This window comes from Streptomyces sp. SDT5-1 (assembly GCF_052245995.1).
Classification (GTDB): Bacteria; Actinomycetota; Actinomycetes; order Streptomycetales; family Streptomycetaceae; genus Streptomyces.
The window spans coordinates 2,263,082-2,285,515 of record NZ_CM125963.1 but is presented as its reverse complement, the minus strand read 5'-3'; the positions used below and the strand labels follow the sequence as shown (position 1 = coordinate 2,285,515).

The 22,434-nt window shown below is 72.5% G+C and carries 20 protein-coding genes; 13 read left to right on the top strand and 7 right to left on the bottom strand.

The window, feature by feature from the left end; genetic code table 11:
- The first annotated feature begins 60 nt into the window (after positions 1–60).
- A complete protein-coding gene (locus ACTWJ8_RS10680; RefSeq protein WP_443263683.1) occupies positions 61–720 on the top strand; it encodes a transglycosylase family protein in 660 nt (219 codons plus the stop codon).
- A 124-nt stretch (positions 721–844) separates the two neighbouring features.
- A complete protein-coding gene (locus tag ACTWJ8_RS10675) occupies positions 845–1,396 on the top strand; it encodes a LysM peptidoglycan-binding domain-containing protein (RefSeq protein ID WP_356387863.1) in 552 nt (183 codons plus the stop codon).
- Here the strand turns inward: ACTWJ8_RS10675 and ACTWJ8_RS10670 are convergent.
- The 3 genes from ACTWJ8_RS10670 to ACTWJ8_RS10660 are packed head-to-tail and all read right to left on the bottom strand — an operon-like array spanning position 1,383 to position 5,324.
- Complete coding sequence (locus ACTWJ8_RS10670; protein WP_443263682.1) at positions 1,383–2,048, bottom strand: ATP-binding cassette domain-containing protein; 666 nt, start codon at positions 2,046–2,048, stop codon at positions 1,383–1,385. The genes ACTWJ8_RS10675 and ACTWJ8_RS10670 overlap by 14 nt on opposite strands.
- On the bottom strand, positions 2,045–4,864 hold the full coding sequence (locus tag ACTWJ8_RS10665; RefSeq protein WP_443263681.1) for an ABC transporter permease subunit: 2,820 nt from the start codon (positions 4,862–4,864) through the stop codon (positions 2,045–2,047). The genes ACTWJ8_RS10670 and ACTWJ8_RS10665 overlap by 4 nt, the downstream gene beginning before the upstream one ends.
- A gap of 25 nt (positions 4,865–4,889) precedes the next feature.
- Positions 4,890–5,324 carry a hypothetical protein gene (locus ACTWJ8_RS10660; RefSeq protein WP_443263680.1) on the bottom strand — a complete coding sequence of 145 codons (435 nt, stop codon included), beginning with the start codon at positions 5,322–5,324 and terminating at the stop codon, positions 4,890–4,892.
- Between the two features lie 147 nt (positions 5,325–5,471).
- Between ACTWJ8_RS10660 and ACTWJ8_RS10655 the strand changes: the two genes are divergently transcribed.
- From ACTWJ8_RS10655 to ACTWJ8_RS10640, 4 genes are all read left to right on the top strand, one after another.
- Positions 5,472–6,044, top strand: a complete 573-nt coding sequence (locus ACTWJ8_RS10655; RefSeq protein WP_356387852.1) for a hypothetical protein — start codon at positions 5,472–5,474, stop codon at positions 6,042–6,044.
- Positions 6,019–7,308 carry an ABC transporter substrate-binding protein gene (locus ACTWJ8_RS10650; RefSeq protein ID WP_356387849.1) on the top strand — a complete coding sequence of 430 codons (1,290 nt, stop codon included), beginning with the start codon at positions 6,019–6,021 and terminating at the stop codon, positions 7,306–7,308. Before ACTWJ8_RS10655 ends, ACTWJ8_RS10650 begins: the two co-directional genes overlap by 26 nt.
- A gap of 154 nt (positions 7,309–7,462) precedes the next feature.
- Positions 7,463–8,710, top strand: coding sequence for a glycosyltransferase family 4 protein (locus ACTWJ8_RS10645; RefSeq protein WP_356387847.1), 1,248 nt, complete (start codon positions 7,463–7,465; stop codon positions 8,708–8,710).
- A 62-nt stretch (positions 8,711–8,772) separates the two neighbouring features.
- On the top strand, positions 8,773–9,555 hold the full coding sequence (locus ACTWJ8_RS10640; protein ID WP_356387977.1) for a hypothetical protein: 783 nt from the start codon (positions 8,773–8,775) through the stop codon (positions 9,553–9,555).
- 21 nt (positions 9,556–9,576) lie between these two features.
- Here the strand turns inward: ACTWJ8_RS10640 and ctaD are convergent, their stop codons facing one another.
- Complete coding sequence (ctaD, locus tag ACTWJ8_RS10635) at positions 9,577–11,262, bottom strand: aa3-type cytochrome oxidase subunit I (protein WP_443263679.1); 1,686 nt, start codon at positions 11,260–11,262, stop codon at positions 9,577–9,579.
- A gap of 378 nt (positions 11,263–11,640) precedes the next feature.
- Between ctaD and ACTWJ8_RS10630 the strand changes: the two genes are divergently transcribed.
- Positions 11,641–11,856, top strand: a complete 216-nt coding sequence (locus tag ACTWJ8_RS10630) for an I78 family peptidase inhibitor (RefSeq protein ID WP_356387841.1) — start codon at positions 11,641–11,643, stop codon at positions 11,854–11,856.
- A gap of 120 nt (positions 11,857–11,976) precedes the next feature.
- Here ACTWJ8_RS10630 and ACTWJ8_RS10625 read toward each other — a convergent pair whose 3' ends face one another.
- Entirely contained in the window at positions 11,977–12,966 is a 990-nt protein-coding gene (locus ACTWJ8_RS10625; protein WP_443263678.1) for a phosphatase PAP2 family protein, read from the bottom strand.
- A gap of 222 nt (positions 12,967–13,188) precedes the next feature.
- On the bottom strand, positions 13,189–14,322 hold the full coding sequence (locus ACTWJ8_RS10620) for a hypothetical protein (RefSeq protein ID WP_443263677.1): 1,134 nt from the start codon (positions 14,320–14,322) through the stop codon (positions 13,189–13,191).
- Positions 14,323–14,571: 249 nt separating this feature from the next.
- On the opposite strand from ACTWJ8_RS10620, the gene ACTWJ8_RS10615 reads away from it, so the two are divergent.
- Entirely contained in the window at positions 14,572–16,206 is a 1,635-nt protein-coding gene (locus ACTWJ8_RS10615) for an MFS transporter (protein ID WP_356387832.1), read from the top strand.
- Between the two features lie 33 nt (positions 16,207–16,239).
- On the opposite strand, the gene ACTWJ8_RS10610 is transcribed toward ACTWJ8_RS10615, so the two are convergent.
- Entirely contained in the window at positions 16,240–16,689 is a 450-nt protein-coding gene (locus ACTWJ8_RS10610) for a cell division protein SepF (RefSeq protein WP_356387829.1), read from the bottom strand.
- A 330-nt stretch (positions 16,690–17,019) separates the two neighbouring features.
- Here ACTWJ8_RS10610 and ACTWJ8_RS10605 point away from each other — a divergent pair, with 330 nt between their 5' ends.
- From ACTWJ8_RS10605 to ACTWJ8_RS10585, 5 genes are all read left to right on the top strand, one after another.
- Positions 17,020–18,285, top strand: a complete 1,266-nt coding sequence (locus ACTWJ8_RS10605) for a DUF5685 family protein (RefSeq protein WP_443263676.1) — start codon at positions 17,020–17,022, stop codon at positions 18,283–18,285.
- A gap of 195 nt (positions 18,286–18,480) precedes the next feature.
- Positions 18,481–20,835, top strand: coding sequence for a nitrate- and nitrite sensing domain-containing protein (locus ACTWJ8_RS10600; protein WP_443263675.1), 2,355 nt, complete (start codon positions 18,481–18,483; stop codon positions 20,833–20,835).
- On the top strand, positions 20,832–21,260 hold the full coding sequence (locus tag ACTWJ8_RS10595; protein WP_356387820.1) for a roadblock/LC7 domain-containing protein: 429 nt from the start codon (positions 20,832–20,834) through the stop codon (positions 21,258–21,260). Before ACTWJ8_RS10600 ends, ACTWJ8_RS10595 begins: the two co-directional genes overlap by 4 nt.
- The gene (locus tag ACTWJ8_RS10590) at positions 21,257–21,625 is read left to right on the top strand and encodes a DUF742 domain-containing protein (protein WP_356387817.1); all 369 of its coding nucleotides are present in this window, start codon (positions 21,257–21,259) and stop codon (positions 21,623–21,625) included. Before ACTWJ8_RS10595 ends, ACTWJ8_RS10590 begins: the two co-directional genes overlap by 4 nt.
- A complete protein-coding gene (locus ACTWJ8_RS10585; protein ID WP_356387814.1) occupies positions 21,609–22,205 on the top strand; it encodes a GTP-binding protein in 597 nt (198 codons plus the stop codon). The genes ACTWJ8_RS10590 and ACTWJ8_RS10585 overlap by 17 nt, the downstream gene beginning before the upstream one ends.
- Positions 22,206–22,434 lie beyond the last annotated feature (229 nt).

The following is a 22,434-nucleotide window of genomic DNA, read 5'->3' as shown; positions in this document are numbered from 1 at the left end:
GACGTGAGCTGCCTAGATTCCAGCGCCGTCCGCAACGAGCAGTCCACGAGAGGGATTCTCATGTCCGCGCCGATCCGTACGGCACGCACGACAGCGGTCCTCGCGGGGGCGGTACTCGCCGCCCCGCTCGGTCTCCTCGCCCTCGCCGGCCCCGCACCAGCGGCCGACGGCGGCGTCTGGGACCGCATCGCACGCTGCGAGAGCGGCGGCAACTGGCACACCAACACCGGGAACGGCTACTACGGCGGGCTCCAGTTCTCCGCCGGCACCTGGCGCGCGTACGGCGGAGGGGCCTACGCCGCGACGGCCGACCAGGCCACGAAGCAGCAGCAGATCGCCGTCGCCACGAAGGTGCAGCGGGCGCAGGGCTGGGGCGCCTGGCCCACCTGCGCGGCGCGGGCCGGGGCGTACGGCAGCGCACCGGGGGCGCCGAGCGTGCGTTCGGTGCCCAAGGCGGCACCCAAGGCGGCACCCAAGGCCGCGCCCAAGGCGGCGCCGAGGTCCGTGCCCAACGCGGCTCCCTCGGAACCGCGCGTTTCCGGCCACCCGGACCGCGGTGCCACCCGGGGCGGCGGCTACGTCGTCCGCGAGGGCGACACTCTCGGCCGTATCGCCGCGGCGCACGGCACGAACTGGCAGCGCCTCTACACCGTCAACAAGGCGGTGATCGGCGACGACCCCGACCTGATCCTGCCCGGCCAGCGGCTGCGGCTCGGCTGACCGCCCGGCCCGCCGGCCGGTGCGCCACGCGGCCCCATCCGGTCCACACGACCGGGTGGGGCCGTGGCGCGGTCGCGGCGCGGCACGACGGGGCGCCGCGCGTCGGCTGCCTAGCGTCCGCGCCATGGATCCGACCCCGGTGAGTACGAAGACGTACGGCGCGCGGCGGTGGGCGGCGGCCCTGCTCGGCGCGCTGCTCGCACTGGGCGGCGCACCTGTCGCGGCGGCCCCGGCCCTCGCGGCCGGTGAGCCGTACGCGTGTGCCAAGAGCGGGTGGCCGTGGTCGTGCCTCGCCGAGTGCGAGAGCGGCGGCGACTGGGACGAGAACACCGGGAACGGCTACTACGGCGGCCTCCAGTTCCACCAGCCCACCTGGGAGGAGCACGGCGGCCTGAAGTACGCGCCGCGCGCCGACCTCGCCACCCGCGAGGAGCAGATCGCGGTCGCGGAGGAGGTGCTGCGCACGCAGGGCTGGGAGGCGTGGCCGCAATGCTCGAAGCGGTACGGGCTGAAGGGCCGGGCCCATGTGGTGCAGCCCGGAGACACCCTGGCGTCCGTCGCGCGGCGGTTCCACGTACGGGGCGGCTGGGAGGCGCTCTACGAAGCCAACCGGGACGTCGTCGGGCCCGACCCCGACCGGCTCGACCCCGGGGCGATGCTCGTCATCCCCGACTGAGCTCGCCCGCCTCGCCCCGGAACACGACCGCGCCGCGGCGCAGTTCGTGCACGAGGACCGGCGGCCCACCGGCCGTGCGGAGGGCGGACGGGAGGCGCTGCTCGGCGACGACCACGCAGGCGTCGAGGCGGCGCAGGAGCCCGTACGTGCGGGTGGCGACCGGTGGGGCCATGCCCTGCGTGGGCTCGTCGAGCAGGAGCACGCGGGCGGGGGAGAGCAGCGCGGCGGCGACGGCGAGCATGCGTTGTTCGCCGCCGGAGAGGGTGCCGGCGCGGCGGGGGAGGAGTGGGCGCAGTTCCGGGTACGCGGAGAGGGCGGCCTCCATGTCGTCGTCGCGGGGCTTCGCGAGCCGCAGGTTCTCGGTGACGGTGAGGCCCGCGAAGACGGCCTGCCGGTCCGGTACGAGGCGCAGTCCCGCGGCGGCGCGGGCGTGGGCGGTGTGCCGGGTGATGTCGACGCCGTCGCGGACCACGGATCCGGCGGTCAGCCGTACGGTTCCGGCGAGGGCGCGCAGGGCGGTGGTGCGGCCCGAGCCGTTCGGGCCGAGCAGCACGGTGAGGGCGTGGGCGGGGGCGGCGAGGGTGATGCCGTGGAGGGCCTCCAGGGGGCCGTAGCGGACGCGGGCGTCGCGGAGCTCGACGGTGGTGGTCATGGGGTGCCGTCCAGGGGGTGGTCGAGCACGGAGCCCGGTGGGCCCGAGCGGACGATGCGGCCCGCGTCCATCACGTGCACGGTGTCGGCCAGTTCGGCGACGAGGTCGAGGTCGTGTTCGACGACGAGCACGGCCACGCCGTCCGCTGCGAGGGCCCGCAGGAGGCGGGAGAGGGCGGCGACCTCGGCGGGGTCGAGGCCCGCGGTCGGCTCGTCGAGCAGCAGGACGCGGGGGTCGCCGGCGAGGGCGCGGGCCAGTTCGATCCGGCGCAACGTTCCCGTGGGCAGGCCGTCCGTGCGTTGCTCGCCGCGCAGGTCGAGGAGTCGCAGCATGCGCGGGGTGGCCGCCGGGTCCCGTACGCGGCCGTGGTCGGCTCCGACGCGGATGTTCTCGGCCACGGTGAGGGTGGGGAAGACGGCGAGCTGCTGGAAGGTGCGGGCGATTCCTCGGCGCGTCCGGGCGTGGGCCGGGAGGCGGGTGACGTCCCGTCCGTCGAGCCTGACCCGTCCGGCGTCGGGCCGGACGGTGCCGGCGAGGCAGTGGAACAAGGTGCTCTTCCCGGCCCCGTTCGCCCCGACCACGGCGGCGACCTCCCCGCGACGAACGCCGACGCTCACGTGCCGCACGACGCCGCGGCCTCCGTAGGCGACGCTGACCTGGTCGGCCTGCAGCAGGGATTCGGCGCCGACGTGGTGCCTCGCGGCGCGAACCGTGGGCCTCGCGGCGCCATCCGTGGCACCAGGCCCTGCGGCGCCGCCGACGGGTGCCCCGCCGCTCCTCGCTCCGGTCCCTCGCCCATCTCCCACCCGCCCGCCCCCTCCGGGGGCTTCGCCCCGCTGTGGTGTGGCTTCGGTTTGTTCCGTGTGTGCTGGTCGCACGGCCTGTGTGCCACGTGGCTCTGGCTGCGCCGCTGGCCTGTCGCTCTGCGCTCCGGTGCCCGACCTGTCTCCCACCCGCCCGCCCCCTCCGGGGGCTTCGCCCCCAAGGCCCGCCCCCGGCGCAGGCCCCGACCCCGCCGCCACACCGCCCCCCAAGGCCCACCCCCGCCGCAGGTCCCACCCCCGCCCCACCGCCACCCCCAGTACGCCGATCGCCAGCGTCGCCGCTCCGCCCTGGGGTCCTGCGTCCAGGGGGACCAGGAGGGCTGCGGCCGCGAGGGCTGTGAAGGGGGTGTCCGCGCCGAGGACGACCACCGCGGCGAACCACAACAAGCCCCGCACCGGGTCGTACGCCTCCGGTGTGAACGTGCCGAGGCCCAGCGTGAGCAGGCCGCCGCCCAATGCCGCGAGCCCTGCCCCCACCACGAACACGGCCACCTTGAGCCCCGGCACCCCGACCCCCGCCGCCGACGCCCCCGCCTCGTGATCCCGCACCGCCGCGAGCGCCCGCCCCACCCTTCCCCGGCGCAACCCGCCCACCATCACCAACGCCCCGGCCAGCACCACGAGTTCGAGCGCGTAGAACGCCCTGTCGTCCCCGAGCCCCGCCGGCCGCGACGGCGCGAGCCCCGCCGCGTAGGGCTGCGCGAAGACGAAACGGCTCACCCCGACCCCCACCGCGAACGTCGCCAGCGCCAACGCCAGACCTTGACGCCGGATGGCGGGCGCGGCCGTCAGCAGCCCGAGCGGCGCCACCACCGTCACCCCGACCAACAGGGCCAGCAGGCCAGGGAGTTGCGGAACGCCTGGGACGCCGCCCGTCGCGAGGAGCGCCGTGAACAGTGCGCCCAGGCCCGCGAACGCTCCCTGACCCAACGCCAGTTGACCGGCCCGCCCCGTCACCACCACCAGCGACAGCAGGATCAGCGCCATCGCCGGGACCTGGACCGACGTCCTCAAATCCGTGCCCGCGAACCCGAAGGGGAGCAGGAAGAGCACCCCCGCCACCAGCCACACAGGCGGAGCCACCCGTACCCACCCGCGCGTCACCTTCAACGGCACCGCATCCGCCCCGCGCGCCGACCCGGCCCCCACCCCCTTCATCACCACCACCGCGACCACCAGCGCCACCACGAACAGATTCGCCCCCACCGCCTGCACCAACGGCTCCGCCCAGCCCCCCGGATGCAGCCGCGTCAGCTGGCTCTGGGCCACGGCGATCGCGAGCGCCGCCCCCACCGCCACCCCGAGCCGCCGCATGCCCGCCGCGACCGCCACCGCCACGACCTCCATCACCAGCAGCGGAAGACCGTACGGGTCGAGGCGTACGGAGGGGGCGAGGAGGACCCCCGTAAGACCCGCCGTGAACGTGCCGAACACCCAGCCCACCGCCGCCACCCGGTCCGCGTCGACCCCGCCGAGCACGGCCAGCGACCGGTTGTCGACGACCGCCCGCAGCTCCCCGCCGAACCGCGTCCAGCGCGTCACCGCCCACACCCCGGCCCCGATCGCGCAGGCCACCGCCAACTGCCCCCACGGCTCCCCGCCGATCAGCGTCGGCGCGTCCTCCCGCGCCCCCGTGCCCCACACCAGCGCCACCGCCCCGACCAGCAGCACGAAGACGCCCGTCGACGCCACCAGCGTGCGCGCCGGGTCGCCGCCCGACCGGGCGAGCGGCGCGAACACCCAGCGATCCAGGGCGAGTCCGAGCCCGGGCGCCGCCACGAGCAGCACGAGTGCCGCCGCGGGCCACAGCGGCACGCCCCACTCCACCACCAACTGCCGCAGCAGGTAAGCGCACAGCATCGCGACCGCTCCGTGCGCGAAGTTGAGGACCCCGGTCGCCCGGTAGGTGACGATCAGGCCGATCCCCGTGAGCGCCGCCGCCGCGCCCACGGACAGCCCCGCGAGCGTGAGGTCGTACGTCAGTGACGACATCGCCCCCCTCCCTCCCGCTGCCGACTCAACTCGTGGCGGGAGGCTCGCAGATGGGGCACGGGGCGAGTTCCGTGTCCCCTGGCCCTACCGGCGCCGCCTGTGGTTTTCCCTCCACCAGCGGACAGTCCGCGCGGTGCCACAGCGTGCCGCCCGGCACCCGCAGCAACCGGTCGCTCGAGGCGAGTGGCGGGGCGGCCTCCGAGGGGCCCGGGTCGGGGGACGCCATGGCCGGCGGTTCGTACCGGCGCTCCACGCGCGACACCGCGAGCAGCACCGCTCCCGCGACGATCAGCGCCGCGCCCGGCACCGTACAAGAGGCCAGATAGGGGAGTTGGCGTTCGGCGAAGCGTTCACCCGACACGCCGTACCAGCCGATGACGCACAGCACCGCTCCGGCCGCGAGTGCGGCGCACCCGGCCCACAGGGCGGGGTGCGCGGTACGTGGTCGGGCAGTCCGCATCGCCGGCCCCCACTGGTGTGCGCGCGTGTCTGGCCTTGTCCGCCGATCGCTTGCACTATGCCTTCTGGAGCCCAACTCGGAAAGTTCCGTGGACAGTTGGCCGCACGGGCGCGGCGCTGCACGGACCGACAACCGGCGGTGAGCCTGATGGTCATCGGGAGCACGACGCGCGCGGCTCGCGGGCGGGGCACGGCCCTCGCCCTTGCCTGTGCCCTGTTCTCCGGGTCTCTCCTCGTGGCCTGCGGGGACGACAGCGGCGGGGGCGACAGCAGGCCCCCGACGCCCGCCTCCGCATCGCCCACGAGCGGCGAGCCGTCCAGCGCGGAGCCCTCGTCGGCGCGTCCGAGCGGCAACGACCCCGAGCAGCGGGCCGCCGCGGAGAAGGAGATCAGGACCAACTGGAAGAAGTTCTTCGACCCAGAGGTGCCGATGAAGGAGAAGGAGACCGTCCTGGAGGACGGCGCGCGGATGCGGCCCGTCCTGAAGAGCTTCAGCGGTGACAAGCGCGGCGGCCAGGTCGAGGCCACCGTCACCAGGATCGCCTTCACCTCGGACAGCGAGGCCGACGTCACGTACGGGCTCGCCCTCAAGGGCGCCACCGTGCTGCCCGACGCCAAGGGCACGTCCGTCGAGCAGGGCGGCACGTGGAAGGTGTCCGTCAAGACCCTGTGCGCGCTGGTGCAGCTGAGCGGCAATGCGTCGCCCGGCCCCGGCTGCTGAGACGCTGGGCGCGCTCGCCGCCGGGCTCGCCCTCGTGGCCGTCGCCGCCTGCGGCTCGCGGCTCCCGGAGAGCGACTTCGAGGACCGCACCGCGCCCGCCCCGCACTCCACGGCGCCGCTGCGCGTCGGCATCGTCACCAGCGCCACCAGCCCCGTCGGCGGCGCCGCCTTCACCGACACCCGCGACGGCGCGCAGGCGTACTTCAGGAACCTGAACCGGCACGGTGGCATCCAGGGGCGCCGCGTCGAGGTGCACCTGTGCGACGACGGCGGCAGCGGCGTCGGCAACACCGCCTGCGTGCACAAGCTCGTCGACGAGCGGAAGGTCGTCGCCCTGGTGGCCACCACGGCGCTCGACTACGCGGGCGCGGCACGCGTCTCCCGCGCGCGCGTGCCCGACATCGGCGGCCAGCCGATCGGCGCCGCCTACGACACGTACCCGCACCTGTACGGCATCTACGGCAGCCTCGCGCCGCGCGACGGCACACCGGGCTGGCACGGCAAGCTGTACGGCGGCACCGAGGTCTACCGCTACTTCAAGCGCGAGCACGGCGCCCGTACCGCCGCCGTCGTCTCCTACAACCAGGCCGCGTCCGCCGCGTACGCCCGCCTGGTGACACGCGGACTGAAGGCCGAGGGCTACCGCGTGATCACCGAGCAGCTCGACTTCGCGCTGCCCAACTTCCGGGCCGCGGCCGCCGACCTGAAGGACCGGAAGGCCGACCTCGTCTTCGACGCCATCGACGCGCACGGCAACGCGCGGCTCTGCGAGGCCATGGACCAGGTCGGCGCCCGCGTCATCGCGAAGGTGACGAACGTGCAGAACTGGTCGTCGACCGTCCGCTCCGCCTACAAGGACGCGCCGCGCTGCCGGGCCTCGCTGTGGGCCACCGGCGCGAGCCGCAACTTCGAGGACACCGGGCACCCCGCCGTGCGCGCCTTCCGGGACGCGACGCGGAACCTGCGGACGCACTCGCAGTGGCAGTTGGAGGGCTGGGCCGCCGCGATGTGGTTCACGGACGCCGCGCGTTCCTGCCGGGACGTCACGCGCGCGTGCGTCGACCGTTTCATGGAGCGCGGCGCACGGTACTCGGCCGACGGGCTGCTGCTTCCCGTGACGTTCGAGAAGTACGCCGAGCCGCCGAGAACTCGAAAGACGTGTCTGTCGGTCGCGAGATGGAGCGACGCAAAAGGCTGGGTGACCCAGGGCGGCGGAATGACGCGCACCTGTTTCGACGTCCCGCAGCTCTCCTACCAGCCCTGACGGGCATTCCGGTGTTTTGGTTCCCGAAAACGCCTATCAATCCGGCATCCGTTCAGGAACAACATGATGATGAGGAACAACCCTCCGAAGGTCATCTCCGTCTAACTGTCCGGTAGGCGGAGAAGACGGACTGTTCAGACAGATACGAGGGCGCATGCAGATTTCTTTCCTGATTCACAATGCGTACGGGATCGGAGGGACGATCCGCACCACGTACAACCTCGCCAGCGCGCTTGCCGACCACCACGACGTGGAGGTCGTGTCCGTCTTCCGGCACCGGGACGAGCCGGTGTTCGCGCCGGACCCCCGGGTCCGCGTGCGCCACCTGGTCGACCTGCGCAAGGGCACCGCGGGGTACGAGGGCGACGACCCGGAGTTCCGGCGGTCCGCCGCGGTCTTCCCGCGCAGCGAGGGGCGCTACGAGCAGTACAGCGCGCTCACCGACCGGCGGATCGCCGAGCACCTGGGCTCGCTGGAGGCCGACGTCGTCGTCGGCACCCGGCCGGGACTCAATGTGCACCTCGCCCGGGACACCCGGCGCGGCGTGCGGCGCGTGGGCCAGGAACACCTCACCCTCGACACGCACTCGCCGGCGCTCCGCCGCGAACTGCGCGGCGTCTACCCGCGGCTCGACGCGCTGACCACGACCACAGAGGCCGACGCGTACGCCTACCGGCAGAAGATGCGGCTGCCCGGCGTCCGCGTCGAGGCGATGCCCAACCCGGTGCCCGAGCCCGGCGTCGCGCCCGCCGACGGCAGCGGCAAATGGGTCGTGGCGGCCGGCAGGCTCGCGCCCGTGAAGCGTTACGACCTGCTGGTCCGCGCCTTCGACAAGGTGCGCGCCGAGCGGCCCGACTGGCGGCTGCGGATCTACGGGGGCGGCAAGCAGAAGGACAAGCTGCGCACCCTCATCGACGAGCTGGGCCTCTACAACCACGTGTATCTGATGGGGCCCGCCCACCCCATCGAGCCGGAGTGGGCGAAAGGTTCCCTCGCCGCGGTGACCTCGACGTACGAGTCCTTCGGCATGACGATCGTCGAGGCCATGCGGTGCGGGCTCCCCGTGGTCTCCACCGACTGCCCGCACGGCCCCGGCGAGATCATCGACAACGGCGTGGACGGCCGTCTCGTCCAGGTCGGCAGCGTCGACTCGATCGCCGGCGGACTGCTCGAACTCATCAACGACGACGACCTGCGCCAGGAGATGAGCGCCCGCGCCCTCAGCCGCTCCGAGCGCTTCGACCCGGCACGGATCGCCGAGCGCTACGAGGACCTGTTCGGCTCGCTGACCGCGCGCGGCGGCTCCGTGAGCCTGCTGCACCGCGCCCGCGGCTCGCTCCTCGGCGGCGCCTACGCCGTGCGTGACGCCTTCGGACCGCAGCGGAAGGGACACCCCGCATGACAGCCCCCACGGCCCCGCCCCCGCCGTGCTACGGCCCCGACGACAGCGACAGGAGCGCCCGCATGCCGCCCCGAGCCGACTGCATCGCCGACTCCGCCGGCGGCCTCACCTTCGACGTCACCGACCACGGGTCGCCCGACCCGGCCCACCTGGTGCTCGTCGACCGGGCGTCGGGGCAGTCGGTGCGGCTGCCGCTCACGCCGACCGGCGAGGGCAGGCTGCGGGCGTCGCTGCCGATAAGCGTCGCCCTGCCGGAAGGCCGCTGGGACGCGTACGCGCAGGTCGCGGGGGACGAGCCGGTGCGCCTCGTGCCCGGGGTCAACGATCTGCGCTCCCTCGTGGACCGGGCGCCCAGCGGCTCGCGCGGCTACGTCGCCGTGCGCATCCCGTACGCCACCAAGCACGGCAACCTCAGCGTGCGCAGCTGGCTGCGGGCCCCGCACGCCGAGGCCGGCGAACTGCTCATATCGCACGGCGAGTTGACCGTGCACGGGCGGCTCTACGGCACCTCCTTCACGGCGAAGGCGTACGCGGAGATCCGCTCCCGCGCCGTGCGCGGCCCCGTGCTGCGCGCCGAACTCGCCTGCGAAGGACCGCGGTTCACCCTCCGCATCGGCTACGACGAGCTGCGCGAGGGCCGCTGGGACCTGTGGCTGCGCCCCGCGGGGGACGACGGGCCGCAGGTGCGGCTCGCCCGGCTGCTCGACGACGTCGCCGACAAGAAGCCGATCTTCACGTATCCGGTGGAGCGGGTGACCGTCCCCGGCCGCGGTGAACTCGCCGCTGAGGCCTACTACACCCGCGACAACGACCTCTCCGTGCAGGTGGCAGCGGCCCAGGACTAGGGCCTGGCAGCCGGGGGGGGCTCACGACCTCCGCTCGGCCTCCAGCGGGTGGTCCTCGAAGGCCGCGAACTCCGGGTGGTGCAGGTCGAACGCGGGGGACTCGGAGCGGATCCTCGGCAGCGTGACGAAGTTGTGGCGCGGCGGCGGACAGGCCGTCGCCCACTCCAGCGAACGGCCGTACCCCCAGGGGTCGTCGACCTCGACCTTCACCCCGTACTTCGCCGTCCGCCAGATGTTGTAGAGGAACGGCAGCGTCGACAGGCCCAGCAGGAACGCGCCGATCGACGACACGGTGTTGAGCGCCGTGAACCCGTCAGCCGCCAGATAGTCCGCGTACCGGCGCGGCATGCCCTCGGCGCCCAGCCAGTGCTGCACCAGGAACGTCGTGTGGAAGCCGACGAACAGCGTCCAGAAGTGGATCTTCCCGAGCCGCTCGTCGAGCAGCTTCCCCGTCAGCTTCGGCCACCAGAAGTAGAAGCCGGCGAAGGTCGCGAAGACGACCGTTCCGAAGACCACGTAGTGGAAGTGCGCCACCACGAAGTACGAGTCCGTGACGTGGAAGTCCATCGGCGGCGAGGCGAGGATGACGCCGGTCAGGCCGCCGAACAGGAACGTGGTCAGGAAGCCGATCGACCACAGCATCGGCGTCTCGAAGGACAGCGAGCCCTTCAGCATCGTCCCGGTCCAGTTGAAGAACTTCACGCCCGTCGGCACCGCGATCAGGAACGACATGAACGAGAAGAACGGCAGCAGCACCCCGCCCGTCGCGAACATGTGGTGCGCCCACACGACCACCGACAGGCCCGTGATCGCCATCGTCGCGCCGACCAGCATCGTGTAGCCCCAGATCGGCTTGCGGCTGAAGACCGGCAGGATCTCGCTGATGATCCCGAAGAACGGCAGCGCGATGATGTAGACCTCCGGATGCCCGAAGAACCAGAAGAGGTGCTGCCACAGCAGCGCACCCCCGAACTGGGCCTCGAACACCACGGATCCGAACCTCCGGTCCGCCTCCAGGCAGAGCAGCGCCGCGGCCAGGACGGGGAACGCGAGCAGCACGAGGATCGACGTGAACAGCGTGTTCCACGTGAATATCGGCATCCGGAACATCGTCATGCCGGGCGCCCGCATCCCGATGATCGTGGTCAGGAAGTTGACCGAGCCGAGGATCGTGCCGAAGCCGGCGAGCGCGAGCCCCATGATCCACAGGTCGGCCCCGATGCCGGGGGAGCGCGTCAGGCTGTTCAGCGGCGCGTACGCGAACCAGCCGAAGTCGGCGGCCCCGCCCGGCACCACGAGCGAGCTGAGCACGATCAGCCCGCCGAAGAGGAACAGCCAGTACGAGAACATGTTGAGGCGCGGGAACGCGACGTCGGGCGAGCCGATCTGCAGCGGCATGATCTCGTTGGCGAAGCCCGCGAAGGTCGGCGTCGCGAACAGCAGCAGCATGATCGTGCCGTGCATCGTGAACAGCTGATTGTACTCCTCGTTGGAGATGACCTGCATCCCGGGGCGGGCGAGCTCGGCCCGCATCAGCAGCGCCATCATGCCGCCGACGAGGAAGAACACGAACGACGTGATCAGGTAGAGGTGACCGATCTTCTTGTGGTCGGTCGTGGTCAGCCAGTCCACGACGATCCGGCCCGGACGTCCCTCGCGCGGCGTCCCCACCGTCGCGGGCCCGGCCTGCACCCCGGTCGTTCCCATCGCTTGCCCCCTCGCTGCTCTGCTGCGCGCCTCGGGCCTGCTGCGGACTCAGGCCATGATGCGCGCGCGGGTACCCACCGCGACAGAGGTCGTACCCCTGTTTCTGGCATGGACGGGTAATTCCCGGACGGCCCCAACTCGTCGGCGGCGCCGTTGGATTCGGAATGCACGGAGAATTGCGCGGGCATGTGAGGACGTCGTGACGACGGCCCGGCGGAAGGTTTATCGCGGGCCGCCGCAATTCCATAGGGCGGGGCGTGATGCCCGAATGTAAGAAGCGAGTAAGAGCCGAAAAGCGCCCGAACGTGTGAGGAAGTTCTATCGGGCAACTGTCGTGATCTTGTGACAAAAGCGTGACCCGCGGCCTACCGTGGCCGCATGGCACCCATCCCCACACCTCCGGCGGAACCACAGGACGATCCGGACGCGTACGTCGGCCTCGAAGCGGCGGGCGCGGAGTCGCAGGCCCGCGGCCGCGGCTGGTCGACCGTCAGGCAGTTGCCGCCGGGAGCGATCATCACCATGGAGTACCTGGCGGGGCGGCTGAACTTCGAGGTCACCGACGGACGGGTGACGCGCTGCTGGAAGGGCTGACGGCCCACCGATTGGCCCCGTGAGGACGTGCGAAGGCCCCCGAACCCGCAGGTGGTTCGGGGGCCTTCGCGGTGCGGGGCGTTGGCTGTGCGTACCGATGCCCCGCCGTCCGTGGCCGCGCTAGGACACCGTTCTCGTCGACGGCGTCCCGCGCGTCAGTCGTTCCGTGGTCGGGCGGCGGCTGCCCGCCGGGGTGATCGGCGTGCGCTCGCCGCGCGGGGTGTGCGGACCCTGCGGGAGCAGCTGCCTGCCGCCCCTCGTGTGGCCGCCGGCCTCCCGGCCGTGCGGCGCCGTCAGCGCGGGCACCGGCACCGGGTCGGACTCCGGCTGCGGCAGCGCGGCGCCGGTGCGGCGGGCCCGCCAACGGTCGCGCAGGGCGAAGACCCAGGCCTCCGCGCGGGCCACCAGCGGCTCGAACCAGGGCAGCGCGAGCAGGATCAGCAGGCCGGCGGCCCAGCCGAGCAGCACGTCGCTGAGCCAGTGCGTACCGAGGTAGACCGTGGTCAGGCCGACGCTCAGCGAGATCACCGCGGAGACCGCGGAGAGCCAACGCCTGGCGCGCGGGGTGGAGGCGAGGTAGGCGAGGATGCCCCAGGTCACCACCGCGTTCGCGGTGTGACCCGAGGGGAATATGTCGCCGCCCTGCCACATCTCGCTCGACCCGATGGCCGTGGCGTAGTGCGGTCCCGCGCGGCCCATGCCGTACTTGGCGGCGCCCACCGTCACGTTGAGCAGCAGCAGCGCCGTGCCGAACATCAGCAGCGGTCGCAGCGTGTGCTGCCGCCACGAGCGCCAGCCCAGCCACGCCGTCACCATCACGGCCGTCGGGCCGCGCTGGCCGAGGACGACCCAGTAGTCGAGGAAGGCGTGGATGTCGGGCCACTGCTGGTACGGCCGGAAGAACATGACCTGCCAGTCCACCGCGACCAGCCAGGACGTGGTGAGCACCGCCACGACGATCGTCAGGTAGAAGGACAGGGTCAGCCCGAAGAGCACGACCCGGTGCCGGCTCATGTGGGGGATGTCCACATGGGTCGGTCGTTCGGGCTCGCGATCGAGCCTGGCGAAGACCCGCTCCACCCGGCGGGTCAGGTTTCGTTCGGTACGCACCCAATCGACGCTACAGCGATCGCGAGGTGGACCAGAACGAAACAGGGGCTTTGTGATGACGATGTGATGTGGGATTGCTCTCAGATGGCCGATTATTCCTGCGATTTCGGCCGCCCGGAAGGAAGCATTCCCGAATTCAATGATCGTTTCCGTGTCTCATTGTATGACGCTTATGAATGCGTTCACCTGATACCCCTGCGGAATTGGCCGTTCACTCACCGCTCACGGCGGTCCCGAACCGTTCAGCCAGAACGCTCCGTAGACCGCCGACAACACTGCGAGACCGCCGAGTACCCATGCCGACCTGCTCGTACGCCACCGGGCGAGCGCCGCGGCGAGCGGCAGCAGCAGCGGGAACGCGGGCAGCAGCAGTCGCGGCTTCGACCCGAAGTACCCCGACGCGCACAGCGCGAGCGCCACCACGATGCCCGTGTAGACGAGCAGCGGCGCCGGCTGCCGCTGCCGCACACCGACGACATACAGCCAAACCACCAGCGCCACCCCGACGATCAGGCCCACTCCGCCGAGCGCCCCCAGCGGCGACGTGAACTGCCCGGCGACGAAGCGGGCGAAGGCCACGCCCCCGTCGAAGCCGTTGCCCCACTGCTCCTGCACGTCGAGATAGCCGAGCAGCCCGCCGCCGGTCCGCCGCCCGACCCACAGCACGTACGCCGCCGCCCCCAGCGGGGCCAGCAGCACACCCGCCACGAGCCGCCAGGAGGCCCGCCGCTCCCGCCGCACCCACAGCGCGGCCGCGACCCACACCGCCGCCACGACCGCGGCGCCGATCGGCCGGGTCAGACCCGCGCACGCCGCCAGCAGCCCCGCCGTCACCCAGTGCCGGCGCAGCACCGCGTACAGCGCCCACGCCGCGAGCGCCGTGAACAGCGCCTCGCTGTACGCCATCGACGCCACGACGCCGACCGGCAGCGCGCCCCACAGCACGGCGAGACAGACCCCGGCCTTCCGCCCGTGCAGCAGATCGCCGACCGCGAAGATCCCCCACGCCGCCGCGAGCGAGGCCGGCACGCTCACCACGAGCCCGGCGTCCGCGTACGACAGCGGGCTGATCGCGGCGCCGAAACGTTCGAGCCACGGCAGCAGCGGAAAGAAGGCCAGATTCGAGTGGACCGTGCCGTCCGGCAGCGTCACCGACCAGCCGTAGCCGTGCTCGGCGACCCGCGTGTACCAGAGCGAGTCCCAGCGGGCCGTGAGCAGCGTGTGCGCGCTCTTCCCGCTCGCCGCGCTCCATACCGTGAGTACGAGCAGGCCGAGCGCGCGCACCGCGGCGTATCCGAGCAGGGCGGGAGCGGCGTACCGCGGCGAGGGTCGATGTCGAGGGTCCACGTCCGTCACGGCCCCGATTATCGGCGTCCGCCCCACGGGCCCCACCAGCAGGTCCTCGCCCCTGGAGTGGTGCACGCCACACCCGCTCGACTGTCCCTTGAGAGGTCCGCCACGTGTCATTGGCGAGAACTCGCGTACGCTGACGGCTTACTCGCCTTGTCGCCGCGGGGCCGGGAGACCGCTCCTCCCGAGCCGGAGACCGAGGACAACCCCAGTCCTGGGATCCGCCGAACGCGAGGACCACTGGGAGGTACGCACATGTCCGGGACGAACACGGCCTCCGGGCGTCCGCTCGGGCGCCTGGCCGCAAAGGGCGCCCGCACCAATCGCTGGGTCGTCCTCGTCGTCCTGTGCACAAGTCTCCTTCTCGTCGCCCTCGACTCGACCATCCTCTACGTCGCGCTGCCCGCGGTCACCGAGGACCTCAAGCCCACCTCCGTCGAGCTGCTGTGGATCGGTGACGCGTACCCGTTGGTGTGCGCCTCGCTCCTCATCCTGTTCGGCACGCTCGGCGACAGAGTGGGCCGCCGCAGGATCCTGCTGCTCGGCTACGCGCTGTTCGGCGCGGCCTCCGCGCTCGCCGTGTTCTCCGACACCGCGCAGGTGCTCATCGTGGCCCGCGCGATCCTCGGCATCGGCGGCGCGATGATCATGCCCGCGACGCTCTCGATCCTGCGCGACGTCTTCCCCGACCGGCACGAGCGGGCCGTCGCCATCGGCGTGTGGACCGCGGTCGCCGCGGTCGGCGCCGCCACCGGGCCCGTGCTCGGAGGCTTCCTCGTCGAGCACTTCTGGTGGGGCTCGGTCTTCCTGATCAACATCCCGCTGATGCTGATCATGCTGCCGCTGTGCCGGGTCCTCGTGCCCGAGTCCAAGGGCCGCAGCGACGGGCCCTGGGACCTGTTCGGCGCGCTGCTCGCCGCGCTCGGCGTCCTCGGCGTCGTCTACGGCATCAAGGAGCTCGGCACCAAGCGCGACCTCCTCGACGCCGAGGCCGTGCTGCCGTTCCTCGCGGGAGTCGTGCTGCTCGCCCTCTTCGTGCGCCGCCAGCGCCGTCGCGAGCACCCGCTCATCGACATGACGCTGTTCTCGCGGGCCGCGTTCTCCACGTCCGTCGGCTGCATCGTCATCGCCATGCTCGCCCTCGTCGGCCTGGAGCTGATCGCGGTCCAGTACCTCCAGCTGGTGCTCGGCCTCAGCCCGCTCGAGACCGGCCTGCGGATGCTGCCGCTGACCTTCGCCGCGATGACCGCGGGCGTCATGGGCTCGGCGAACCTGCGCCGCTTCGGCCCGCGCGCCATGGTGTCGACCGGCTTCGCGCTCACCGCCTGTTCGGTCCTGATGCTCTGCGCGATGGGCGAGCAGGACAAGCCGTGGCTGCTCGGCCTCGGCTTCATACTCCTCGGCTTCGGCTTCCAGACCACGCTGTTCGGCGCCTACGAGTCGATGCTCACGGAGGCGCCCGCCGACGACGCCGGGGGAGCGGCCGCGATCGGCGAGACCTCGTACCAGCTCGGCGCGGGCATGGGCATCGCGCTGCTCGGCTCGGTGATGAACGCGGCGTACGCGCCGGGGCTCGGCAATGTGCCGGGGGTCTCGGACGGCACGTCGACGGCCGCGGGGCACTCGCTGGGGGAGGCGTACCAGCTCGCCGCGCGGCTCGGGGGCGCGGCGGGCGACGCGCTGCGGGAGGCCGCGCGCTCCGCGTTCGTGCACGGTCTGCACGTCACGCTGGTGGTCAGTGCCGTTCTGTTGTTCCTCGGGGCGCTCGCCGCGCTGCGGCTGCCCCGGCGGATGGAGTGCGAGGCGCCCGCGGCGGACGACGCGGAGGACGTGGCGGCGCCGCGGCGGACCTCGTCACGGGCCGACTCCTCGGCGTCCTCGGCCGCGTGATCCGCGGTCCGGGGGGAGGACCCCGAACCGCTCTCAGCTCTGGTTGAAGAAACCGTCCGTCGGTTCCTTGACGTCACGGCCCGACACGATCTGCGTGTCCGCGGGGCTCAGCAGGAACACCCGGGTGGCGACCCGGTCGATCGAACCCCGCAGGCCGAAGATGAGGCCCGCCGCGAAGTCGACGACCCGCTTGGCGTCGGCCGGCTCCATCGACGTCAGGTTCATGATGACCGGCACCCCGTCCCGGAACATCTCACCGATGCGCCGGGCGTCCCGGAAGGTGTCGGGGGTCACCGTGCCGATCCGGCGGCCCTTCTCCTGGGCCTCCTCGGCGGCGACCTTCACGCGCGGGTCCGTGACCCAGGCCGCGTCTGCGGCGGCGGCGGGCTCGGGCCCCTCGTCGTAGTCGTCGTCGTAGTAACGCTCTTCATCGTTGTCGTCGACGAGGCCAAGCCAGGCACTCGCCTTGCGCACCGATCCCATGGACGCCTCCTCTCACCGCGGTTCCTCTGCGTTCCGCATGTTCGTGCATCCCCAATGTTCGTCCATGATGCAGATGCGACGCCAAGGGGATAGCCGCCGCGCGGGGTTTTCGTGACGGTACTGGTGCACAGTCAACGCGGTGTTGTCCCCCAGTTCCCAAGGGTTGTACGGGATACGGCTGCTGATGGTGAGTGAAATATGATTCTTCACGGCGTATGGGTGACCTTCGGTGCGTACGGGTGAACGAAGTGCCCGCGCAAGGGCTCGATACGATGCCGTGACGGGGCGGCCGAGTTGACGAGCCGTCATTCGGAGGACGGGGGAGTCTTCTTGTTCGGCATGGTCAGACCCTGCTCGCATCGGCTCGGCGAGAGCCTCAGGACCCAGTGGATGGCGCACCTCTGCGGGCTGTGCCTGGCGCTGCGCGGCGACCACGGGCAGTTCGCCCGGGTCGTCACGAACTACGACGGTCTGCTCATCTCGGTTCTGACGGAGGCTCAGAGCGAGCGGGCGGGCTCCGGCGGTGCGTGGCGGCGGCAGGCGGGGCCGTGTCCGCTGCGCGGCATGCGCGGCGCCTCCGTCGCGCGCGGCGAGGGCGCGCGGCTCGCCGCCGCCGTCTCGCTCGTGCTCGCGTCGGCGAAGGTGCGCGACCACGTCGACGACCGGGACGGCCTCTTCGCGCGCAGGCCGGTGGCCGCGGCGGCGCGGAAGGTCGCGGCGGGCTGGTCGAGGGCCGGGGCCCGTACCGGATCCGACGTCGGGTTCGACACGGCGGTCCTGCTCGACGCCGTCGAACGGCAGGCCGGTGTCGAGGCCCTCGCGGGGCCCGGCAGCTCCGTGCTCGCCGTGACCGAGCCGACCGAGACCGCGACCGCCGCCGCCTTCGCGCACACCGCGACGCTCGCCGGGCGGCCGGGGAACGCGGAACCGCTCGCCGAGGTGGGCCGGTTGTTCGGGCGGCTCGCGCACCTCCTGGACGCCGTCGAGGACCGGGAGGCCGACGCCGGGTCCGGCGCCTGGAACCCGCTGACCGCGACCGGCACGTCGCTGGACGAGGCGCGGCGCCTCGCGGACGACGCCCTGCACGGCATCCGCCTCGCGCTGCGCGACGTCGACTTCGTGGACGCGAAGCTGGCGCATCTGCTGCTCGCGCACGAGCTGGGGCGCTCGGTGGACCGGGCGTTCGGGACGGGGGCCTGCGCCACCGCCCACGCGCACTCCGGCTCGGCGTCGACGCCGCGGCACGGCGACGACGCGCCGTACGGCTCCGGGGGCGCGGGGGCGTACGGACCCCAGCATCCGTACGACGGCGGCAATCCGTACGCGGGCGGTGGCTCCGGCGGGCCGGGCGGTCCCGGAGGGCCCGGCGGCCCCGGAGGCGACCCGTTCGGGAAGTCGCCGAAGCCGGGGAAGCGGGGCCTGCTCGCCGGGTGCGCCGTCGCGATCGGGCTGTGCTGCACGTGCAAGGTGTGCTGCGCCGAGGAGTACGAGGGGGCCTGGTCCCGGAAGAAGCGCGAGGGCTGCTGCCGCAACTGCGACGGGCCGGACTGCTGCGACTGTTGTGACTGCTGCTCGTGCTGCGACTGCGGGGCGTGAGGTCCTGGCCCTGTATACGGCCACGGGGCGGCCCGAACGTGTGACGGGGCACCACCTGCGCGCCTTCCGCGGCGCTGTTTCCAGAACGTAAAACCATCATCTGATCCGGTGACCGGGGTCTTCGAGGGCTCGTTGGCCCGGCGCGGGAAGCACCGTTTCCGCACCGTCAACTGGCCCTCTCCATAAGGCATTTCCGTGGACCTCGTCTCGTCGGTGACGGCATTCGTCACCGCCTCATCCCGACCCAGAACCATCCGCACACGACTCCTGCGCATCCTCGCGCTGGCCACCGCCGTACTCCTCGCCCTCCTCGGCTTCTTCGCGGCCGAGCAGATCTCCGGCTACCGCAGCGCCTCCGCGACCGCCGCCGACGCCCGCCTCGAGGTCACCCTCCAGGGGCTCGTCCACGAACTGCAGAAGGAGCGCGGCCTCACCACCGGTTACGTCGGCGGGGTGCGGCAGTTCAGCGCCAAGCTGCCCGCCCAGCGCAAGGCCACCGACGCCGCGCGCGTCGCACTCCAGGACGCGTACGAAGAGCGCGGCACCTCCGCCGCCGCCCACGACGCGCTCGGTCGACTCGACTCGCTCCCGGGCATCCGCAAGAGCGCGGACGACGGCTCCGGGCAGGTCAAGCCCACCTTCGAGTACTTCACGCGCACCATCGCCGAACTGGTGGGGCTCGGCCGGGGTCTCGACGACGTGGCCGACGGGCCGCTGCGCGACGCCTACCAGTCGCTCCAGGTACTCGGCCGCGCCAAGGAGTTCATGGGGCAGGAACGGGCCATCGTGCTCGGCTCCGTGCGGGCCGGCGGACACTTCCGCAGCGACGACTACAGCACCTTCATGGAGATCCGCGCCGGCCGGCTCGCCGCCCTCGACGCGTTCCCGCGCACCGCGACCGCCGCCCAGGAACGCCGCCTGGACGCGGCTCTCGCCACGCCCGACGCCGAGCGCGCCCTGTCCTACGAGTCGACCGCCGCCCACGGCGCGGGCCGGCTCGGCCCCCGCGACGTTCCGCCCTCGGCCTGGTGGGACACGATGACGTCGACCATCAACGGCCTGCGGGACGTGCAGGTGTCCATCGGCGCGGACGTCGAGCACCGCGCCGCGGAGCTCGAGGCCTCCGCCCAGCGCGACCTGCTGCTCTTCGGCATCCTCGCGCTCGCCGTCGTCGCCGCACTCGCGGCGCTCGCCCACGACTGCGTACGCTCCGTCTCCGCGCCGCTCACCGGGCTCGCCCGGCAGGCGCGGGAGCTGGCCGAGGCGCGGCTGCCACGGGCCGTCGCCGCGGTGCAGACCTCCGGGGACAGCGCGCCCGAGCCACCCGCCCCGCTGACCCCCGACCCCCGCGCGGGCGCCGAGGTCCGGGAGGTGGCCGAGGCCTTCGACCGGGTGCAGAACGTCGCGTTCGACCTCGCCACCGAGCAGGCCGTGCTGCGCCGCAACGCCACCGATTCGCTGGTCAGCCTCGGTCGCAGGAACCAGAACCTGGTGCGCCGACAGATCGGCTTCATCAACAGGCTGGAGCACCAGGACGCCGACCCCGACACCCTCGCCAACCTCTTCGAACTCGACCACCTGGCCACCCGTATGCGCCGCAACGCCGAATCCCTGCTCGTGCTCGCGGGGGAGTCGAGCCCGCGCACCTGGTCGACCCCGCTGTCCGTCACGGACGTGCTGCGGGCCTCGCTCTCCGAGGTCGAGGAGTACCGGCGGGTCACCCTGCGGCGCGTCGAGCCCGCCCACATCTCCGGTTCCGTCGTCGCCGAACTCTCGCATCTGCTCGCCGAGCTGGTGGAGAACGCGCTGACCTTCTCGCCGCCGGACGCCGACGTCGAGATCGAGGGGCGGCGCACCAGCGAGGGCTACCTCGTGGCCATCGTCGACCACGGGCTCGGCATGGACACCAAGTCCCTCGCCGAGGCCAACGTCCGGCTTTCGGGCAACGCCAGCTTCATGGCCGAACCCACCCGGTTCCTCGGCCACTTCGTGGTCGGCGCCCTCGCCCGCAAGTGCGGCATCGAGGTGCGGCTCGGCGAGGCGCCCGCCGCCGGCGTGGTGGCCCGGGTGCTGGTGCCCGCGGGGCTGCTCACCGAGGCCAAGGCCACGGCGGGCTCGCCCGCGAGGCCCGCCGTGGAGCCCGGGCACAAGTCCGAGGAAAAGTCCGGTCGGGCCCCCGCGGAGCAGGCCAAGGTGCCCGTTCCGCGCAAGGAGGCACCGGCACCGGCCCTGTCGGGCGCCGGGACCACATCTCGTACGGCGCACTCCGGTTCCGCGTCCCGTACCCGTAACGGCCTGGTCAAACGGCCGCAGCGGAGCGCCATCTCGAAGGCGGCGCACGAGAGCGGCCCTTCGACGCGGCCCGCGCCCGAGGCGCCCGCCGCCGAGCGCACCCCCGAGGGGGTGTCCGGGATGCTGTCGGGCCTGCGCAGCGCGCACCTGCGCGGCTCCATCAGCGTCGAGAAGGAGCGCGAGGCCCGGGAGAAGGCCGGCGCACAGCAGAGGACCGAGGCCGGGGACGGCGCCGAAGGGCAGGGCGACACCAAGTGACCACCGTCGACACGCGGGGCGAATCGCAGACCTTCAACTGGCTGCTCGCCAACTTCGTCCGCACCACCGACGGCGTCCGCGACGCCGTCGCCGTCTCCTCCGACGGGCTGCTCATCGCGGTGTCGGACGGGCTCGACCGCACCGAGGCGGACCGGCTCGCCGCGATCGTGTCGGGCCTGTCCAGCCTCGCCCGCAGCGCCTCGAAGCGGTACAGCTTCGACGGCGTGAAACTCATCATGATCGAGATGGGGCGCGGCTTCCTGCTCGTCTCGGCGATCCGCGACGGCAGCTGCCTCGGTGTGCTCGCCGACAGCAGCGGTGAACTCGGCCTCGTGGGGTACGAGATGGCCGTTCTCGCCGAACGGGCGGGAGACCTCCTCACGCCGACGCTCATCGCCGACCTGCGGGAGACGCTGCCGCGATGAGTGAGCCGTCCCGGGAACAGGAGCGGGAACAGGAGCCGGAGGACGGCCAGTTCGTCCGTCCTTTCATCATCACCGGCGGACGCGCCCTGCCCGCGCAGGCCGATCTGCGCCTGGAGACCCTCGTCGTCGCGCTCGACGCGGCGGAGGGGGCCGCGCCGCTCGCGTTCGAGAACCAGCGCATCGTGGCGCTGTGCCAGGAACCCACCACTGTCGCGCACATCGCGGAGGCGGTGGGGGTTCCGCTCGGAGTCGCCAAGGTGCTCGTCGCCGACCTCGTCGTCGGCGGACGCCTGGCGTGCTCGCAACCCGCGGAGCTGCCGCTCCACACCCTCGAAAGGATCAGGGACCATGTCAGGGCGCTCTGAACGCATCGCCCCGCTGGCCGTGAAGATCGTGGTCAGCGGAGGTCTGGGCGTCGGCAAGACCACGTTCATCGGGGCGGTGTCGGAGATCGAACCGCTGGACACCGAGGCCTCCATCACCCAGGTCTCCGTGGGCGTCGACTCGCTCGCCGGGGTGGCGGACAAGACCACGACCACCGTGGCCCTCGACTTCGGCCGCATCACGCTCGATCCGACCCTCGCGCTGTACCTGTTCGGGACGCCCGGGCAGGACCGGTTCTCGTTCCTCTGGGACGACCTGGTGGAGGGCGCGCTCGGCACCGTGGTGCTCGTCGACACCCGGCGCATCGAGGACTGCTTCCCCGCGCTCGACTACTTCGAGGCGCAGGGGGCGCCGTTCGTGCTCGCCGTGAACCGGTTCGAGGGCGCCGAACGGTTCGAGATCGGCGAGATCCGTGAGGCGCTGGGGATCGGGGACGAGGTGCCGGTCGTCGAGTGCGACGCGCGCACCCGGTCCTCCGTGCGGGATGTGCTCGGCGCGCTGATGGACCAGGTGATCGGCGTGCGCACCCGGCCGCGGCGCATGCCGGCGCTGTCCCGCTGAACCGCGAGCGCCCCCGCCCCCGCTCCTCCTCCGGCGGGGCGGGGGCGGTTGCGAAGAAAAGGGGGAAGTCTGAAAGGCCCTCTTGTGCGTGGCGGTTCGACCGGCGAATACTCCCGTCAGCGATTGTCAGGAGCACGACGTGTTCGGAATCCGGACCGACGTCCTGATCCTGACTGCGCCTCACGGGCCCCACCCCACGAGGGCCCCCGACTTCCTACGGGAGGAACGA

Coding starts and splice junctions, on each gene's coding strand:
- ACTWJ8_RS10660 (WP_443263680.1), bottom strand. CDS start 5,324: ATGCGGACTGCCCGACCACGTACCGCGCACCCCGCCCTGTGGGCCGGG.
- ACTWJ8_RS10665 (WP_443263681.1), bottom strand. CDS start 4,864: ATGTCGTCACTGACGTACGACCTCACGCTCGCGGGGCTGTCCGTGGGC.
- ACTWJ8_RS10670 (WP_443263682.1), bottom strand. CDS start 2,048: ATGACCACCACCGTCGAGCTCCGCGACGCCCGCGTCCGCTACGGCCCC.
- ACTWJ8_RS10615 (WP_356387832.1), top strand. CDS start 14,572: ATGTCCGGGACGAACACGGCCTCCGGGCGTCCGCTCGGGCGCCTGGCC.
- ACTWJ8_RS10630 (WP_356387841.1), top strand. CDS start 11,641: ATGGCACCCATCCCCACACCTCCGGCGGAACCACAGGACGATCCGGAC.
- ACTWJ8_RS10640 (WP_356387977.1), top strand. CDS start 8,773: ATGCCGCCCCGAGCCGACTGCATCGCCGACTCCGCCGGCGGCCTCACC.
- ACTWJ8_RS10585 (WP_356387814.1), top strand. CDS start 21,609: ATGTCAGGGCGCTCTGAACGCATCGCCCCGCTGGCCGTGAAGATCGTG.
- ACTWJ8_RS10680 (WP_443263683.1), top strand. CDS start 61: ATGTCCGCGCCGATCCGTACGGCACGCACGACAGCGGTCCTCGCGGGG.
- ACTWJ8_RS10650 (WP_356387849.1), top strand. CDS start 6,019: ATGCGTCGCCCGGCCCCGGCTGCTGAGACGCTGGGCGCGCTCGCCGCC.
- ACTWJ8_RS10590 (WP_356387817.1), top strand. CDS start 21,257: ATGAGTGAGCCGTCCCGGGAACAGGAGCGGGAACAGGAGCCGGAGGAC.
- ACTWJ8_RS10655 (WP_356387852.1), top strand. CDS start 5,472: ATGGTCATCGGGAGCACGACGCGCGCGGCTCGCGGGCGGGGCACGGCC.
- ACTWJ8_RS10610 (WP_356387829.1), bottom strand. CDS start 16,689: ATGGGATCGGTGCGCAAGGCGAGTGCCTGGCTTGGCCTCGTCGACGAC.
- ACTWJ8_RS10675 (WP_356387863.1), top strand. CDS start 845: ATGGATCCGACCCCGGTGAGTACGAAGACGTACGGCGCGCGGCGGTGG.
- ACTWJ8_RS10645 (WP_356387847.1), top strand. CDS start 7,463: ATGCAGATTTCTTTCCTGATTCACAATGCGTACGGGATCGGAGGGACG.
- ctaD (WP_443263679.1), bottom strand. CDS start 11,262: ATGGGAACGACCGGGGTGCAGGCCGGGCCCGCGACGGTGGGGACGCCG.